Consider the following 16,814-nt stretch of genomic DNA (forward strand, 5'->3'; position numbering starts at 1 on the left):
TGGACGGTTTCCCGACGACGTACGGCGAGACTGGACGGGTGAGCGACGACGACCTCCACGCCGACCGCGCGATCCTCCGACGGCACGCCGCGGACGCCACGCTGATGGCCGGCGGTGCCGCGGCCATCCTCCTGCAGCTGGCCGACCCGCGCATCGCCGCCGGAGTCGCGCGGCACAGCCGGTTCCGCGAGCGACCGCTCGACCGGCTCGTCGCCACGCACGGCTACCTGACGGCGCTCGTGTTCGGCGACGAGGGCGACATCCGCCACGCCGCCCGCATCGTCGATGCCCGACACGCCCGGGTCCGCGGGAGCGGCGAGCCCGGGTACGACGCGCGCGACCCCGACGCCCAGCGCTGGGTGGCGGCGACCCTGCTCGCGGTGGCGCTCGAGCTCGAGGAGCGGCTCCGCGGCGCGCCGCTCGACGCCCGCACCGCGGACGCACTCGTGCGCGGGTACGCACCCATCGCCGCGCGACTCCAGGGCGGCCCGGCCGGATGGCCCGACTCGCGGGCCGACTTCGAGGCGTGGTGGACGGAGCGACTGACGCGACTCCGGGTCGGGGACGACGCGCGCGCGGTCGCCCGCGACCTCCTGGGCGGCCCCGGCCTGCCGCCGGCGCTGGCGCTGCTCATGCCGCCGGTCCGGCTCGTCACGGCGGCCCTGCTGCCGCCCGCGCTCCGCGACGCCTACGGCTTCCGATGGACGCCGCGCGCGCGTCGCGTCGCCGGCGCCTGGATCGCGGCCCTCGCCGTCGCACGGAGGGTGCTCCCCGCACCGGTCCGCGCCGTCCCGACGAGTCGATCGCTCCGTCGGCTGCGGCGTCGCACCCGGTACGCTGTGAGTGACCCGCGAGGACGAGGATGACCCAGCACGCACCGCACCACGGCGAGCCGCTCGATGCGATCGATCGTCGCATCGTCGCGGAGCTCAGCCGCGACGGCCGGCTCTCCGTCCGCACCCTCGCCGAGCGCGTCCACGTCTCGCGCACGGCCGCGCACAACCGCGTGCTCGCACTGCAGCAGCGCGGGGTGATCACGGGCTTCGGCGCGCAGATCGACCGCAAGGCGATCGGACTGAACATCTCGGCGCTCGTCGTGGTCCGGATCGGCGACGTCTCGTGGGAATCGATCGCGGCCAAGCTCGCCACCCTGCCGTTCGTCGAGAAGGTCCAGGCCGTCTCGGGCGACATCGACATCATCCTCACCGTGAGCGCGCCCGACCACGAGCAGCTGAGCCAGGCGATCCTCCGCGACATCCACGACATGCCGGGCGTCGTGTCGACCAGGTCGCACCTGATCCTCGAGGAACTCGACGGCCGACCGCCCGCGCAGTCGCTGGACATCTGGCGCGTCTGACGGCATCGAAGCGGGACGAGCGGTTCGGGTTTCGACCCTCGCGAGCCGTTCGTTCACCGTTGCCCCGGACCTCCAGCGGGGGCCCGGGATACTGGCGCACCATGGCCACATGAGCCTCAATGTCGAGCACCATGACCCACGCGTCCTCCCCTCCGAGAAGCCGCTGCGACTCCTCGACAACGCGGGCCACGCGCTGCACGGGCGTGAGACCGGCGGGTTCGAGCTGCCGCCCGTCGAGACGCTGCTCGAGCTCTACCGTCGCATGGTCGTCGCTCGCCGGTTCGACGTGCAGGTGACCGCCCTCACCAAGCAGGGCCGCCTCGCCACCTATCCCTCGGCGTACGGGCAGGAGGGCTGCGAGATCGGCGTGGTCTCGGCGATCACGGCCGACGACTGGTTCTTCCCGACCTACCGCGACAGCATCGCGCTGCTCACCCGCGGGCTCGCGCCCGGCGAGATCCTGCAGTCGTTCCGTGGCGACTGGCACAACGGCTGGGACCAGCACGAGCATCGCACCGCCGCGATGGCCACGCCGCTCGCCACGCAGGCCCTCCATGCGGTCGGACTCGCCCACGCGGCTCGGCTCCGGCACGACCCGATCGTGACGCTCACCTACCTCGGCGACGGCGCGACGAGCGAGGGCGACGCCCACGAGGCGTTCAACTTCGCGGCCGTCTGGCAGACGCCGACGATCTTCCTCGTCCAGAACAACCAGTTCGCGATCTCCACCCCGCTCGCCCGGCAGTCGCACGCGACCACCCTCGCCGACAAGGCCGTCGGCTACGGCATGCCCGGCTACCACGTCGACGGCAACGACGTGGCCGCCATGTACGCCGTCGCGACGGCGGCCGTCGATCGCGCCCGCTCCGGCGGCGGCCCGACCCTGATCGAGGGGCTCACGTACCGCATCGAGCCGCACACGAACTCCGACGACCCGACCCGGTACCGCGAGTCCCGCGACGTCGAGCACTGGAAGCGGCGCGACCCGATCGAGCGACTCGAGAAGTACCTCGTCTCCGAGGGCGCGCTGGGCGACGACGTCCGCGCCGAGATCGCGCAGGCCGGCGAAGACCTCGCGGCGCGCACGCGCGACGCGATGGGCGAGACGCCCGACCTCGACCCGCTCGAGCTGTTCGACCACGTCTACGCGCACCCGCGCGCGTCGCTCGCCGAGCAGCGCGCCGCCCTCGAGGCGGAGCTCGCATCTCACGCCGCCGACGCCCCCGCCGAGGCGGTGGCCCGATGAGCACGACCGCCGCCGAACGTGCGACGCCGCCCGAGGCATCCGGCACCGCACCCATGACCATGGCCGGCGCGCTGAACGCCGCGCTCCGCGACGCGATGGAGGCCGACGACCGCGTGGTCGTCTACGGCGAGGACGTCGGCCCGCTCGGCGGCGTGTTCCGCGTGACCGACGGCCTCCAGGCGACCTTCGGCGACGAGCGCGTCTGGGACTCCCCGCTCGCCGAGGCCGGCATCGTCGGCACCGCGGTCGGCATGGCCATGTACGGCCTGCGCCCCGTCGTCGAGATGCAGTTCGACGCCTTCAGCTACCCGGCCTTCGAGCAGATCGTCTCGCACGTCGCGAAGATGCGGAACCGCACCAAGGGCCGGGTGAGCCTGCCGATGGTCATCCGCATCCCGTGCGCGGGCGCCATCGGCGGGGTCGAGCACCACTCCGACTCGTCCGAGGCGTACTGGACGTCGACGCCGGGCCTGACCGTCGTGATGCCCTCGAACCCGGCCGACGCGTACTCGATGCTGCGCGAGGCGATCGAGAGCGACGACCCCGTCGTGTTCATGGAGCCGAAGAGCCGGTACTGGTCGAAGGCGGAGCTGGCGCTGCCCGTGCGGACCGCGCCGATGGACCGGGCGCAGGTCGTCCGCGAGGGCACGGACGTCACGCTCATCGGCTACGGCCCGACGGTGCGCACCGCGCTGGATGCCGCGGCCGCAGCTGAGGCGGAGGGCCTGTCGATCGAGGTCGTCGACCTCCGCAGCCTCTCGCCGTTCGACGACGAGACCGTCGGCGCGTCGGTCCGCAAGACGTCTCGCGCCGCCGTCATCCACGAGGCGGCGCAGTTCGGCGGCTACGGCGCCGAGGTCGCTGCGCGACTGACGGAGCGGAACTTCTTCCACCTCGCGGCCCCGATCCTCCGGATCACGGGGTTCGACATCCCGTACCCGTCGCCGAAGCTCGAGGAGCACTACCTGCCGATGCCGGACCGGGTGCTCGATGCACTCGCCTCGTGGGAGTGGGACCTGGCATGAGCGCGCGCGAGTTCATCCTGCCGGACCTCGGCGAGGGCCTCACCGAGGCCGAGGTCGTCGCGTGGCTCGTCGCGCCCGGCGACGAGGTCGCCGTCGACCAGCCCGTCGTCGAACTGGAGTCCGCCAAGTCGGTCGTGCAGCTGCCGACGCCGTTCGCCGGCGTGGTCGAGTCGCTCGGCGGCGAGGTCGGCCAGGTGCTGCACGCCGGCGAGGTCCTGATGCGTCTGACGCCGGTCGGCGCCGCGGCTGAGGCCGCCGCCGACGCTCCCGCGGCCACCGCGCGTGCCGACGTGCCGGCGCGCACGGCGCCGGAGGCCGCCGAGCCGGGCATCGCGGTACCGACCGAGTCCGCGGGCGAGGAGTCCGGCGCGGTGCTGATCGGCTACGGCACGCGGGCGACGGCCGCCACGGCGCGCGCCGCGTCGGCGCCGTCGCGCTTCGGGGCAGGCCGCGCGATCGGTGGCACGTCGGCCGCAGGGCCGACCGGCGACGGCACCGCCGACGACCGTCCCGCATCGCCCCCGACGGGCGCTCAGGATCTCTCGCCTGCGGGCGAGACGCCGCACCGCGACGAGGGCGACGACCCGGCGGTCGCCGAGGCGCACGCCGCGCACACGCTCGAGCACGGCCGCCACTCCCCCGTGATCTCGCCCATCGTGCGGCGCCTCGCCCGCGAACACGGATTCGACGCGAGCGAGCTGCTCGGGACGGGGCCGGACGGCCTCGTCAGCCGGGCGGACGTCGAGGCCTTCATCGCCGAGCTCGAGGAGGCGCGCGCCGGCCGTACGGCACCCCACGCGGGCCTGCCGACCGTGGCCACGGCCACGCCGCCCACGCCCGACACGCGCGCCGGCGAGCACCGCGTGCCGCTGGACCGCATGCAGCGCGCCGCCGCGGCGCACTTCAGCCGCTCGCGGCGCGAGATCCCCGAGGCGACGGTCTGGATGGACGTCGACGCGACGGAGCTGCTGGCCGCGCGCCGGCAGCTGAACGACGCCACCGGCGAACGGTTCGGCGTCACCGCGCTCGTCGCAAGGTTCGTGGTCGCCGCGCTCCGGCGGCATCCATCGCTCAACGCCAGCTTCGACGCCGAGCGCGACGAGCTCGTGCTGCACGACGGGGTGAACCTCGGACTGGCCGCGCAGACGCCGCGCGGCCTGCTCGTGCCCGTCGTCCACGGCGCGGAGCGGATGTCGCTGCGCGAGCTGCGCGACGCCGTCCAGGCCCGCACCGAGCAGTCCGCCACGGGCGCGTTCCCGCCGGACGCGCTCTCTGGCGGCACCTTCACGCTGAACAACTACGGCACGCTCGGCGTGGACGGCTCGGCCGCCATCATCAACCACCCCGAGGCCGCGATGCTCGGGATCGGCCGCCTCGTCGAGCGGCCCTGGGTCGTCGACGGCGCCCTCGCCGTGCGCACGGTCACCGAGCTCACGATCTCGTTCGACCACCGCGTGTGCGACGGGGCGGAAGCCGCGGCCTTCCTGACCTACGTCGCCGGCTGCATCGAGCGTCCGATCTCGCTGCTCGCCGACCTCTGACCGGGCCGGGCCGACGCCGGCGGCGCGCACATGGCGAAGGCGCATCCGTCACGGATGCGCCTTCGTCGTTCCGGGCTCCCGCCGGTCTAGAAGAAGTCGTCGGGCGTGCCGGCGGCACGCTCCACGTCGCGGGTCTCGATCCGAGCCGCCTCGAGCTTCGCCACCGCGACGCGCAGACCGGATTCCATCTGCGCGGCCCACGCGTCGGACTCGCGCGCGCTCGTCTCCGACGCCCGCGCACGTGCCTCCGCGGCCTCCGCCGCCCGGCGCGCGTCGGCGACCTGGCGGAGCGCGAGCGAGATGCCGTAGTACGCGGCGACCATCGTCGCGATCGGCGCGGCCACGATCGCGAGCGCGGCGATCCCCGACGCGTCGGGACTGAATGCGACCACGAGCGCGAACGCGAGGAACAGCGCGACGATCGCCGCGAGCACCACGAGCATGAAGCGCAGGTCGCGACTCCAGGCGCCGCGCTTCGCGGCCGGCTCGGCCGGCGCTCCGGCCTCCGGCTCCGTCTGGAACACCACCGTGTCGCCGTACGCGGCGTCGCCGCTCGACGGGTCGGAGTTGCGGGCGGTCGTGTCGCTCATGTCGCGGTATCCCCCTGAGTTGGCATGTCCCCCAATTGTGGGCCGGGCACGAGGGGCGGTCAAGCAAGCGCGCCGAGCGTCCGATCGCCCCGATGTCGGTGGGTGGTGAGAACCTCTCAGCATGGGAATCGTCGAACTGATGCAGGCCAGGGAGCTCGCCGTGGGCGACACCCTCGTCAGCGCGACCGGCGCCTCGTACGAGATCACGAAGGTCGCCCGGGTCGGCCGCGGCATCCGCGTGCAGTACCTCACCGAAGACGGCAGATCCGGCCGATTCACGGCGGCGCCGGAGTCGGTCGTCCGCGGCCGACGCGAGAGCGGCGCGCACGCCGCCTGATCGACCACATCCCCGAGACGACGAAACCCCCGGGCATCTCGCCCGGGGGTTTCGGTGGTGGATCTGAGGGGACTCGAACCCCTGACCCCCTGCATGCCATGCAGGTGCGCTACCAGCTGCGCCACAGACCCGTACTCAGTTTCGCTGCCCGCTCGGGGCAACGAGTTCAGCTTACCCCAGTCCTCGCGCGGAAACGAAATCGAGGCGGCCTCACGGCTGCCCACCGCCGCCGGACGGCGCAGAGGAGCCGTCGCGCTCGAGCAGCGGCGCGACCGGGATGGCCGGGCAGTCGCGCCAGAGTCGCTCCAGGCCGTAGTACATGCGCTCCTCGCGGTGGAAGACGTGCACGACGAGGTCACCGAAATCGAGCAGCGCCCAGCGGCCGCCGTCGCGTCCCTCACGGCGGAGGACTTCCTGTCCCTCGTCGCGGACGGCCTCCACGACCGCATCGGCGATCGCGACGACGTTGCGCTCCGCCGTGCCGTTGACGAGCAGGAACACGTCGGCGAAGGGCAGCGGCTCCGACACGTCGATCGCGACGAGGTCCTCACCACCCTTGGCGTCCGCCGCGCGGGCGGCGACGGTCAGCAGACGTCGTGCGTTGTCGGATGCGGTCATGTCCTCGACTTCCCGGGTACGACCGGCATCCCGGTCGCTCCCCTCATCTGCGCGCCCATGGGATCAGAACAGGCCCGTCATGGCGCCGACGACGAGCGTCGCGACGACGCCGAGCGCCAGCACGCCCGCGGTGACCGCGAGCACGAGGGGCACGTTCATGCCCTCCTTGGACGGCGGCGCCATCATGGCCCGGTTCGGCTGCTGGGTGCTGATCGCGCGCGTCGCCGCGATCGGCGCGACGCCCGGACCCGACACGTCCTCGACGGAGTCGAAGATGCGGTCCACGTCGCTCGAGTCGATCTGGCTCGGGTGCACGCCCGTCGCGCCGTAGCTGCGTGGCAGGTCGATCGATCCGGTCACGATGATCTCGCCGCTCGGGGCGAAGGGCTGGCCGATCGCCCCCTCGTCGGGCAGCGAGGGCAGGATCAGCGCGTTCGTCGTCGTCGGGACCCCACCCGACGACCCCCCGCGCGAGAGGAGCTGGTCGTAGGGCTCCGACCGGTCCTCCGGCAGGTTCAACTGGCTGGTCCAGTGGCCGACGGGCTTCGGCGCGGCGACCGGCTCGTCGAGTCCGCCGTCGACCGTGGTGTGCGGCGCGGCCGCGCGCGACGGCGCGGGGTGGTGCGGTGGCCGGTGCGGTTGGCCGGGGCCGCGCTCGCCGCCCGGGCCCTGGGGTGCACGCTGGGGCATCCCCGCGGCAGGGGCGGGTCGTCGCGGAGCGGACTGGGGCTCGACGTCGTCGACGTCCTCGAAGCCGTCGCCGGCGTGGGACTCGAGCATCGCGCGCAACTCGCGTCGCGTGAGCGTCCGCTCGGGCGTCGTCTGCGGTGCGGGGGCGCTGCGCGGAGGCCCCTGCGGCGGGCGGGCCGGCCCGCCCTGCGGAGGGTACTGGCCCGGTGGCGGGCCCGGCGGCGGCTGACCCTGCGGCGGATACCCTCGTCCGCCCGCGGGGACCGGCATCGGCCCCGACGCGTTCGCGGGCCGGGGCTGCTGCTGCTGCTGGGGCACCGCCATCGGTCCGGAACGGGTCGGCCCACGCGTGCCGTCCTGCGGCGGACGCCCGCCCTGCTGGCGCGGGTCGGACCAGCCCTGCGGCGGCCGCTGCGGGGGCGGACCACCCTGCGCGGGTGCCTGCGGCCGCGGTCGACCGCCCTGACGCGGGTCGCCGCCCTGCGGGTAGGCGGGACGCTGCTGCGGCGGATACCCCTGCGCCGGCGGCTGCTGCGGCGGCTGGTGCTGCCGGGGCGGCGGGGCCTGCCCGGCGGGTGCCTGACCGCCGCCGTCGGGCGACGCCGCGGCGCGCTGCTGCTCGCGCAGGCGCTCGCGTTCGCGCAGCTCACGTCGCGTGAGCGGCGGTTCCTGCGACGACGTCATTCGACACTCCGATAGAGGTGGTGCTTGGAGATGTACTGGACGACCCCATCAGGCACCAAGTACCACACCGGTGATCCCCGGTGCACGCGATCCCGGCAGTCGGTCGATGAGATCGCGAGCGCCGGGACCTCCAGCAAGCTTACGTCCTGCTCCGGCAGTCCCGAAACGGACAGCACATGTCCCGGGCGACTCACAGCCACGAAATGGGCCAGGCTCCAGAGCTCCTCGACGTCCTTCCACGACAGGATCTGCGCGATCGCGTCGGCACCCGAGATGAAGAACAGGTCGGCCTCGGGCCGCTCACGACGGATGTCGCGGAGCGTGTCGATCGTGTACGTCGGCTTCTCGCGGTCGATGTCGACCCGGCTGACCGTGAACCGCGGGTTGGACGCGGTCGCGATGACCGTCATCAGGTAGCGGTGCTCGGCCGGGGTGACGACCTCCTTGTAGTACGGCCGGCCGGTCGGGACGAACACGACCTCGTCGAGGTCGAACTCGTTCACCACTTCGCTCGCCGCCACGAGGTGCCCGTGGTGGATCGGGTCGAAGGTGCCGCCCATCACGCCGAGGCGCGGGCGCCGCGCTTCCGAGGCCATGGCCGGAACGACGGGGTCAGTGACCGCCGTGCTCGCCTCCCGAGTGGCGGGCGGCGTAGGCCTCCGCCTTGGCACGGTGGCGGTTCGCCACGTCGCGGTACGAGTAGACGACGAATCCGAAGACCACGAACACCGAGAAGACGATGACGCCGAACCAGATCGGGTCGAACGGCAGTTCCCTCGCGTGCACGGTCTCGGTCAGGACCGTGCTCGTCTGCAGTGCGGTCGCCAGGCTCATCTGCCGTTCCTCCAGGTCTTTCGGGTGACGCTCAGGACAGTGTACCGGTGGGCGGGGTCGGGGCGCGGATCAGGCACGGACGTGGCCCGCGCCGCGCACGATCCACTTCGTGCTCGTGAGCTCCGGCAGGCCCATGGGTCCCCGTGCGTGCAGCTTCTGCGTCGAGATGCCGACCTCGGCGCCGAAGCCGAACTCGGCGCCGTCCGTGAAGCGGGTCGACGCGTTCACCATGACGGCCGCGGCATCCACCTCGTCGAGGAACCGCTCGGCGTTGCCGAGGTCGTTCGTCACGATCGACTCGGTGTGCCGCGTGGAGTAGCGGCGGATGTGCGCGAGCGCGTCGTCGAGCGAGTCGACCACCCCCACGTTGAGGTCGAGGCTCATGTGCTCGGTGCCCCAGTCCTCCTCGGCCGTCGGCAGCGCGCCCGGGTGCAGCGCGCGGACGCGGTCGTCCCCGTGCACCGTGACACCGGATGCCTCGAGCCGGGCCAGCACGGGCGGGAGGAGCCGCTCGGCCGCGTCGGCGTGCACGAGCAGCGTCTCGAGCGCGTTGCAGACGCTCGGCCGCTGCACCTTCGCGTTGTGCACGAGGTCGACCGCCCAGTCCTCACGCGCGCTCGAGTCGAGGAACATGTGCACGACGCCGGCGCCCGTCTCGATGACCGGCACCGTCGCCTCGTCGACGACGGCACGGATGAGCGCGGCGCTCCCCCGCGGGATCAGCACGTCGACGTGGTCGCGGGCCCGCATCAGGTGGCGGGCGCCCTCCCGACCGAAGTCGTCGACCGTCTGCACGACGTCCCCGGGAAGCCCGGTGCTCGCGATCGCCTCGCGGAGCACCTCGACGAGCACGGCGTTGGTGCGCTCGGCCGCGCTGCCGCCGCGCAGGGCGACGGCGTTGCCGCTCTTCAGGGCGAGGGCCGCGATGTCGACGGTCACGTTGGGTCGCGCCTCGTAGATCGCGCCGACCACGCCGAGCGGCACGCGCACCTGCTCGATGCGCACGCCGATCGGCAGCGTCTTCCCGCTCACGGTCTCGCCGACCGGGTCGCCGAGCTGCACGACGTCGAGCACCGCGTCCGCGATGGCGTCGATGCGTCGGGCGTCGAGCGTGAGCCGGTCGAGCAGCCCGGCGCCGAGGCCTGCCTCCCGGCCCGCATCGAGGTCCTCGCGGTTCGCGGCGACGATCTCGTCGGCTCGCGCCCGGAGGCGGTCGGCGATGGCCGCGAGCGCGGCATCCTTCTCGGCCGTGGTGGCTCGGGCGAGCCGGCGCGACGCGTCCTTCGCAGCGGCGAGGCGCGCGTCGAGCACCTCGGCGATCTCGGCGGGGGCGGGGCGGACGTCGGTCATGCTGCCAGCCTAGTTCCGGCGGCGTCGACGGATGCCGCGTGTGACGTCAGTCGGCGGCGGGCTCGAACCAGGTGCCGACGCGCTCGCCCGCGAGCGCCTCTGCGACGAGCGAGGTGGCCGTGACGAGCACGCCCGTTCCGGCGGCCGCGGCGATCCGCGCGGCGGACACCTTGGTCTCCGCGCCGCCCGTGCCCACGCCGGCACGGCCGACCGAGCCGATCTCGATGCCAACGAGCTCGTCGCCGTGGGGCACGTGCGGGATCCGCTCGGCGCCGTCGAGGTGCGGCGGCCGGGTGTAGAGCGCGTCGACGTCGGAGAGGAGCACGAGCAGGTCGGCGCCCGTCAGCTCCGCGACGAGCGCGGCGAGCCGGTCGTTGTCGCCGAAGCGGATCTCGTGCGTGGCGACGGTGTCGTTCTCGTTGACGATCGGGAGGATCCGCAGCCCCAGCAGTCGCTCCATGGCGCGCTGGGCGTTCAGGCGGTGGGTGGGGTTCTCGAGGTCGCCCGCGGTGAGCAGCACCTGCCCGGCGACGATCGCGTAGCGGCGCAGCGACTCCTGGTAGCGGTAGATCAGGATGTTCTGGCCGACGGATGCCGCGGCCTGCTGGGTCGCGAGGTCGTCGGGTCGCGCGTCGAGCTGCAGGTACGGCATGCCCGTGGCGATCGCGCCCGACGACACGAGCATCACCTCGGCCCCCCGCTCGTGCGCGGCGGCGAGGGCATCGACGAGCGGGGCGATCTGCCCGACGTTCTCGCCGGAGATCGACGACGATCCGACCTTGACGACGATCCGGCGCGCCGAGGCGATGCCGTCGCGCGTCAGACCCGTCATGCCTGCTCCTCGTCGTCGCCGGTCCAGATGCCGGCCTCGCGCTCGCGCTCGAGCTCGGCGCGCGCCTCGGCCTTGGCGTCCATGCGCTCGTGGTAGCCGCTGCGTCGCTCGGCGCGCGTCGCGCGTCGGCGGTCGTCGAGGCGCTCGTCGGAGCCGCGCGGCGAACTGATGAGCTCGGCGGTCGACGAGAGCGTCGGCTCCCAGTCGAAGATCACGCCGGCCCCGGGGCCGATCACGACGGTGGAGCCAGCGACCGCGCCCGCCCGGACGAGCTCGTCCTCGACGCCGAGGCGCGCGAGGCGGTCGGCGAGGTAGCCGACGGCCTCGTCGTTCTGGAAGTCGGTCTGCGCGACCCAGCGCTCTGGCTTGGTGCCGAGCACGCGGTAGATCGTGCCGTAGCTGCCGCCCTCGGGGCGGACCACGAACTCGGCCTCCTGCACGGCCCTCGGGCGCAGGACGATCCGCGGTGCCTCGGGCTCCGCCGCGGCCTCGGCGCGCGCACGGTCGACGACCTCGCCGAGCGCGAAGCCCAGCTGCCGGAGCCCCTCGTGGCTGACGGTCGAGATCTCGAAGACGCGGTAGCCCCGCGACTCGAGCTCGGGCCGGACGAAGTCGGCGAGCTCGCGCGCCTCGGGCACGTCGACCTTGTTGAGCGCGACGAGCTGCGGACGCTCGAGCAGCGGCACCTGGCCCTCGGGCACCTCGTACGCCTCGAGCTCCGCGAGGATGACCTCGAGGTCCGAGATCGGGTCGCGCCCGGGCTCGAGGGTCGCGCAGTCGAGCACGTGCAGCAGCGCCGAGCAGCGCTCGACGTGGCGGAGGAACTCGAGGCCGAGGCCCTTGCCCTCGCTCGCGCCCTCGATCAGGCCGGGCACGTCGGCGACCGTGAACCGGTGGTCTCCGGCCTGCACGACGCCGAGGTTCGGGTGCAGCGTGGTGAACGGGTAGTCCGCGATCTTCGGCCGCGCTGCGGACATGGCGGCGATGAGGCTCGACTTGCCGGCGGACGGGAACCCGACGAGCGCGACGTCGGCGATGGTCTTCAGCTCGAGGGTGACGTCGCCCTCGAAGCCGGGCGTGCCGAGCAGCGCGAAGCCGGGGGCCTTGCGCTTCGGCGAGGCGAGCGCGGCGTTGCCGAGGCCGCCCTGGCCGCCGTGGGCGACGATGAAGCGCATGCCGGCCTCGGTGAGGTCGGCGAGCTCGACGCCGTCGTCGTCCTTGACCACCGTGCCGACCGGCACGGGGAGCTCGAGGTCCACGCCGGCGGCACCGGAGCGGTTGTCGCCCTGGCCGGGCTGGCCGTTGTCGGAGGCGCGGTGCGGTCGCCCGTGGTACGACAGCAGCGTCGTGACCTGAGGGTCGGCGACGAGCACGATGTCGCCGCCGTCGCCGCCGTTGCCCCCGTCGGGGCCGGCGAGCGGCTTGAACTTCTCGCGGCGCACCGACACGCAGCCGTTGCCGCCGTGGCCGGCGCGCAGGAACAGTCGCACCTGGTCGACGAAGCTCACCATCGCCGCATCACTCCTCTCGCGAAACACGTGAGGGCGGGCCGAAGCCCGCCCTCACGCTCACCGGTCGCTGCTTACGCGTCGACCGCGACGATGTTCACGACCTTGCGGCCGCCCTTGTTGCCGAACTCGACGGCGCCCGCCTCGAGGGCGAACAGCGTGTCGTCGCCGCCACGACCCACACCCGCACCGGGGTGGAAGTGCGTGCCGCGCTGGCGGACGAGGATCTCGCCCGCCGAGACGACCTGGCCACCGAAGCGCTTCACGCCGAGGCGCTTCGCGTTCGAGTCACGACCGTTGCGAGTGGAGCTCGCACCCTTCTTGTGTGCCATTCTGCCTGTCTCCTCTGGCCGTTACTTGATGCCGGTGACCTTGACGCGCGTGAGCTCCTGACGGTGGCCCTGACGCTTCTTGTAGCCGGTCTTGTTCTTGAACTTCTGGATCACGATCTTCGGGCCGCGGAGGTCGCCGAGGACCTCGGCCGTGACCGTGATCTTGGCGAGCGACTTCGCGTCGGAGGTGATCTTGTCGCCGTCCACGAAGAGGACGGGCGTGAGCTGGACGTTGCCGTCCTTGTCGGCCTTGATCCGGTCCATCGTCACGATGGTGCCGACCTCGACCTTCTCCTGCCGGCCACCGGCGCGCACTACTGCGTAAACCACTTCTCGTACCTATCTCTGGGGAGCCCCGAGGGCTCCGACTGCCTGGATGGGATGTCACTGCGCGGATGACCCCAGCGGGAGAGAGGGTCGTCACTGCCAGAAAACTGTTCGTGCCCGCCGGGATAAGCCGGTGGCACCAGCGGTCGAGTCTACCGGATGCCGCTGGGGCGGTCAAACGAGCGTGAGTCGCGTGTCGGCACCGATCCGAGCGGATGCCGCGAGCCGGCGGCGTACACTCTGCCCATGGCCGTGCTCATCGACCCCCCGCTCTGGCCGAAGCACGGCACCGTCTGGTCGCACCTCGTCAGCGACCGCTCGATCGAGGAGCTCGTCGCGTTCGCCGACCGGGCCGGGATCCCGCGCCGCGGGTTCGACCTGGATCACTACGACGTGCCCGCCGAGCGCTACGACGAGCTCGTCGCGGCCGGGGCGGAGCCCGTCCCGGCGCGCGACCTCGTCCGCCGCCTCGCGGCGAGCGGCCTGCGGGTCACGCCGCGCGAGCGGCGCGCCTCACTCGGACGCTGAGTCGCCCGACGCCTCGTCGGGCCGCGTGATGACCGGCGGGGCCCCCGCCGGACTCAGCGCGGTCGTCGTGACCCGCCGGCTCTTCGTCCGCGACCGGCCCTCGCCGGCCGCCTTCGGGGCCGGGAGCGCGTCGAGGACGGATCCGAGGAGCGTCTCGGTGTCCTCGGTGCGCGCCGGACGGTCGCGCCGCGCCGGTGCCTCGGGGAGGTCGATCAGTGGTGCCTGGCGGGACTCGTCGCCGTTCGCCGTCTCCGCGGCGCGCTCCTCGCGCCGCGACGCCTGCTCGGGGGCGGGACGCTCGGCCCGCGCGGCCTCGGTCGTCTCCGCAGGCTCCTCGCCGCCGCGGCGATCGCCGCCCGACGTGGCCGCCGAGCCTCCGGATCCGCGCGATGCGCGGCGCCGACCGCGGCGACGCTCGGAGCGGGGCTGGTCGCCCTCACGGCGCTGCGCGGAGTCGTCGGTCGGGGCCGCAGCGGCGCCCGACTCCGGTGCCCCGGCCGTCTCGCCCGTCGCCGCCGGAGCCTGCTCGCCCTCGGCGGGCCGCTGCTCCTGGTGCGCGACCGTCGACGCCGCGATCTGCGCGAGCGCGTGCTTGACGTCGTCCGTGATGCTGTGGGTGCCCTGGTGGGCCTTGTCGCCGCCCTGCTGGCCGGAGCCGCCGCCGTTGCCGCCGCCCCCGCCGCTGCCGCTGCCACCGCCGCTGCCGCCGCCACCGCGGTTGCGACGGCGCTCGACCTGCTGCTGGGGAGCGCGGTGCTTCGCGATGGGCTCGTGGTGCACGATGATGCCGCGACCGGCGCACACCTCGCACGGCTCGCTGAACGACTCGAGCAGGCCGAGGCCCAGCTTCTTGCGGGTCATCTGGACGAGGCCGAGCGAGGTGACCTCCGCGACCTGGTGCTTCGTCCGGTCCCGCGAGAGGCACTCGACGAGACGCCGCAGCACGAGGTCGCGGTTCGACTCGAGGACCATGTCGATGAAGTCGACCACGATGATGCCGCCGATGTCGCGCAGGCGGAGCTGTCGGACGATCTCCTCGGCCGCCTCGAGGTTGTTCTTGGTGACCGTCTCCTCGAGGTTGCCGCCGGACCCGACGAACTTGCCCGTGTTGACGTCGATGACCGTCATCGCCTCGGTGCGGTCGATGATGAGCGATCCGCCGGACGGCAGCCACACCTTGCGCTCGAGCGCCTTCTCGATCTGCTCGGAGATGCGGAACTCGTCGAACGCGTCGCGCTCGTCCTCGTACGCCTCGACGCGCTCGAGGAGGTCGGGGGCGACCTGGCCGAGGTACTTCTCGATGGTCCGGCGCGCGTCGTCACCGGAGATGATCATCTTCTGGAAGTCCTCGTTGAAGACGTCGCGGACGATCTTGATGAGCAGGTCGGGCTCGGAGTGCAGCAGCGCGGGCGCCTGCACCTTCTCGACCGTGGCCGAGATGTCCTTCCACTGCGACACGAGGCGGTTGACGTCGCGCGTGAGCTGCTCCTCGGTGGCGCCCTCGGCCGCGGTGCGCACGATGACGCCCTGGTTCTCGGGGAGCACCTCCTTGAGGATCTTCTTTAGGCGCGCGCGCTCGGTGTCGGGGAGCTTGCGGCTGATGCCGTTCATCGAGCCGTTCGGCACGTACACGAGGTAGCGGCCCGGCAGCGAGATCTGGCTGGTGAGGCGGGCGCCCTTGTGACCGACCGGGTCCTTCGTCACCTGGACGAGCACGCGATCGCCGGGCTTCAGCGCCAGCTCGATCCGGCGAGGCTGGTTCTTCTCGCCGTTCTCGGCCGCGGCGTCCCAGTCGACCTCGCCGGAGTACAGCACGGCGTTGCGGCCGCGGCCGATGTCGACGAACGCGGCCTCCATCGAGGGCAGCACGTTCTGGACGCGCCCGAGGTACACGTTGCCGATGAGCGAGGCGTCCTGGTTGCGGGCGACGTAGTGCTCGACGAGCACGTCGTCCTCGAGCACGCCGATCTGGATGCGGCCGCCCTTCTGGCGCACCACCATCTGCCGGTCGACCGACTCGCGGCGGGCGAGGAACTCGGCCTCGGTGATCACGGCGCGCCGGCGACCCGCGTCGCGGCCGTCGCGGCGGCGCTGCTTCTTCGCCTCGAGGCGCGTCGAGCCCTTGACCTTCTGCGGCTCGGTGATGAGCTCGGGCTCGCGGGGCTTGCGGACCTTGACGACCGTGTTCGCCGGGTCGTCGCCGTTCCCCCGCGACTCCTCGCCGCTGCGGCGGCGGGACCGGCGGCGCACGCTCGAGCCCTCGCGCTCGCCGGACTCGCGCTCGCCGGCGCGCTCACCGCGCTCGCCGCGTTCCGGCTGCGCCGGCGGCTCGAACACGGGCGGGGCGTGGAAGATCAACGACGTGGTCGACAGCGCCGTCGGGATCGTCGGCTCGGCAGACGCCTCCTCGGCGGGCTCGACCGGCGCGTCCGGGGCAGGCTCCGCCGGCGCATCCGCGGCCGCAGTCGTCGCCTCGGCCCCGCCGTCCGGGGCGGCCGTGGGCTCGTCGCCCTCGACCGGTGCCACGACGTCGGTCGTCGAGCCGGCGCCGTCGGCATCCGCCTCGGTCGCCTTCGCGTCGGTCGCCTCGGCGTCCGGGGCCCGCTGGGCCTCCTCGGTCACGACCTCCGCCTCCACGGGCGGGGTCGAGGTGTCGTCGGCGTCCGCGGCGGGGCCGTCGGCCGCGCCATCCGTCGTCGCCGATCGGGGCACGACCTGCGCGCGACGGCGACCGCTGAAGATGCCGTTGCGCCGCCGGGGCGACTCGCCCTCGGGTGCGTTCGGCGGTGTTGCGTTCTCTTCCACCATCTCTGGTGCACTCCTACACCGGGATCGACGGCCGCGCCATCGTTCCCGTACTCCTCAGAGCGGTCCGGCGCGATTCGCGCTGGACCACCAATCCTTCTCTGCTGCGCCCGGCGGGTGCCGGTGACGCCAAATCTCGCGGTTCCTCCGCGGGTGGGATGCGGTGCATCCTCGAAGCCTCCGTTGGCGCCGCTCCGGGCGCGGCCCGGG

General features: G+C 73.2%; 18 protein-coding genes and 1 tRNA gene. 7 read left to right on the plus strand and 12 right to left on the minus strand.

Annotation, left to right across the window (positions count from 1 at the left end; genetic code table 11):
- Positions 1–38 precede the first annotated feature (38 nt).
- The 5 genes from ABD230_RS01605 to ABD230_RS01625 all read left to right on the plus strand — a co-directional run bounded on the left by ABD230_RS01605 (position 39) and on the right by ABD230_RS01625 (position 5,169).
- Complete coding sequence (locus tag ABD230_RS01605) at positions 39–866, plus strand: oxygenase MpaB family protein (protein ID WP_344368973.1); 828 nt, start codon at positions 39–41, stop codon at positions 864–866.
- Positions 863–1,357, plus strand: a complete 495-nt coding sequence (locus tag ABD230_RS01610; RefSeq protein ID WP_344368974.1) for an Lrp/AsnC family transcriptional regulator — start codon at positions 863–865, stop codon at positions 1,355–1,357. Before ABD230_RS01605 ends, ABD230_RS01610 begins: the two co-directional genes overlap by 4 nt.
- A 109-nt stretch (positions 1,358–1,466) precedes the next feature.
- On the plus strand, positions 1,467–2,603 hold the full coding sequence (pdhA, locus tag ABD230_RS01615; RefSeq protein WP_344368976.1) for a pyruvate dehydrogenase (acetyl-transferring) E1 component subunit alpha: 1,137 nt from the start codon (positions 1,467–1,469) through the stop codon (positions 2,601–2,603).
- Positions 2,600–3,628 (plus strand): alpha-ketoacid dehydrogenase subunit beta, encoded by a 1,029-nt coding sequence (locus ABD230_RS01620; protein ID WP_344368977.1) that lies wholly within the window; start codon positions 2,600–2,602, stop codon positions 3,626–3,628. The genes pdhA and ABD230_RS01620 overlap by 4 nt, the downstream gene beginning before the upstream one ends.
- Positions 3,625–5,169 carry a dihydrolipoamide acetyltransferase family protein gene (locus ABD230_RS01625; protein WP_344368978.1) on the plus strand — a complete coding sequence of 515 codons (1,545 nt, stop codon included), beginning with the start codon at positions 3,625–3,627 and terminating at the stop codon, positions 5,167–5,169. The genes ABD230_RS01620 and ABD230_RS01625 overlap by 4 nt, the downstream gene beginning before the upstream one ends.
- An 86-nt stretch (positions 5,170–5,255) precedes the next feature.
- Here ABD230_RS01625 and ABD230_RS01630 read toward each other — a convergent pair whose 3' ends face one another.
- On the minus strand, positions 5,256–5,759 hold the full coding sequence (locus tag ABD230_RS01630; protein WP_344368980.1) for a hypothetical protein: 504 nt from the start codon (positions 5,757–5,759) through the stop codon (positions 5,256–5,258).
- Positions 5,760–5,880: 121 nt separating this feature from the next.
- Between ABD230_RS01630 and ABD230_RS01635 the strand changes: the two genes are divergently transcribed.
- The gene (locus tag ABD230_RS01635; RefSeq protein WP_344368981.1) at positions 5,881–6,096 is read left to right on the plus strand and encodes a hypothetical protein; all 216 of its coding nucleotides are present in this window, start codon (positions 5,881–5,883) and stop codon (positions 6,094–6,096) included.
- A gap of 55 nt (positions 6,097–6,151) precedes the next feature.
- Here ABD230_RS01635 and ABD230_RS01640 read toward each other — a convergent pair.
- The 10 genes from ABD230_RS01640 to rplU form a co-directional block, all read right to left on the minus strand.
- Positions 6,152–6,227 (minus strand) — tRNA-Ala (locus ABD230_RS01640).
- A gap of 79 nt (positions 6,228–6,306) precedes the next feature.
- A complete protein-coding gene (gene rsfS / locus ABD230_RS01645; protein ID WP_344368984.1) occupies positions 6,307–6,714 on the minus strand; it encodes a ribosome silencing factor in 408 nt (135 codons plus the stop codon).
- A 63-nt stretch (positions 6,715–6,777) separates the two neighbouring features.
- Positions 6,778–8,088, minus strand: coding sequence for a hypothetical protein (locus tag ABD230_RS01650; RefSeq protein ID WP_344368986.1), 1,311 nt, complete (start codon positions 8,086–8,088; stop codon positions 6,778–6,780).
- A complete protein-coding gene (nadD, locus tag ABD230_RS01655; protein WP_344368987.1) occupies positions 8,085–8,684 on the minus strand; it encodes a nicotinate-nucleotide adenylyltransferase in 600 nt (199 codons plus the stop codon). Before nadD ends, ABD230_RS01650 begins: the two co-directional genes overlap by 4 nt.
- Positions 8,685–8,700: 16 nt before the next feature.
- Positions 8,701–8,922: a hypothetical protein gene (locus ABD230_RS01660; protein WP_344368988.1), complete on the minus strand. Its 222-nt coding sequence runs from the start codon at positions 8,920–8,922 to the stop codon at positions 8,701–8,703.
- 69 nt (positions 8,923–8,991) lie between these two features.
- A complete protein-coding gene (locus ABD230_RS01665) occupies positions 8,992–10,272 on the minus strand; it encodes a glutamate-5-semialdehyde dehydrogenase (protein ID WP_344368990.1) in 1,281 nt (426 codons plus the stop codon).
- A gap of 46 nt (positions 10,273–10,318) precedes the next feature.
- Complete coding sequence (proB, locus tag ABD230_RS01670) at positions 10,319–11,104, minus strand: glutamate 5-kinase (protein ID WP_344368993.1); 786 nt, start codon at positions 11,102–11,104, stop codon at positions 10,319–10,321.
- Complete coding sequence (gene obgE / locus ABD230_RS01675) at positions 11,101–12,615, minus strand: GTPase ObgE (protein ID WP_344368995.1); 1,515 nt, start codon at positions 12,613–12,615, stop codon at positions 11,101–11,103. Before obgE ends, proB begins: the two co-directional genes overlap by 4 nt.
- A gap of 71 nt (positions 12,616–12,686) precedes the next feature.
- Positions 12,687–12,944, minus strand: coding sequence for a 50S ribosomal protein L27 (gene rpmA / locus ABD230_RS01680; protein ID WP_092669961.1), 258 nt, complete (start codon positions 12,942–12,944; stop codon positions 12,687–12,689).
- A gap of 21 nt (positions 12,945–12,965) precedes the next feature.
- Positions 12,966–13,274 carry a 50S ribosomal protein L21 gene (gene rplU / locus ABD230_RS01685; RefSeq protein WP_344368996.1) on the minus strand — a complete coding sequence of 103 codons (309 nt, stop codon included), beginning with the start codon at positions 13,272–13,274 and terminating at the stop codon, positions 12,966–12,968.
- Between the two features lie 243 nt (positions 13,275–13,517).
- Here rplU and ABD230_RS01690 point away from each other — a divergent pair, with 243 nt between their 5' ends.
- Positions 13,518–13,799 (plus strand): DUF4031 domain-containing protein, encoded by a 282-nt coding sequence (locus ABD230_RS01690; RefSeq protein ID WP_344368997.1) that lies wholly within the window; start codon positions 13,518–13,520, stop codon positions 13,797–13,799.
- Here the strand turns inward: ABD230_RS01690 and ABD230_RS01695 are convergent.
- Positions 13,785–16,607, minus strand: a complete 2,823-nt coding sequence (locus ABD230_RS01695) for an Rne/Rng family ribonuclease (RefSeq protein ID WP_344368998.1) — start codon at positions 16,605–16,607, stop codon at positions 13,785–13,787. The genes ABD230_RS01690 and ABD230_RS01695 overlap by 15 nt on opposite strands.
- Between the last annotated feature and the right edge of the window lie 207 nt (positions 16,608–16,814).

This window comes from Agromyces tropicus (genome assembly GCF_039531345.1).
GTDB lineage: Bacteria > Actinomycetota > Actinomycetes > Actinomycetales > Microbacteriaceae > Agromyces > Agromyces tropicus.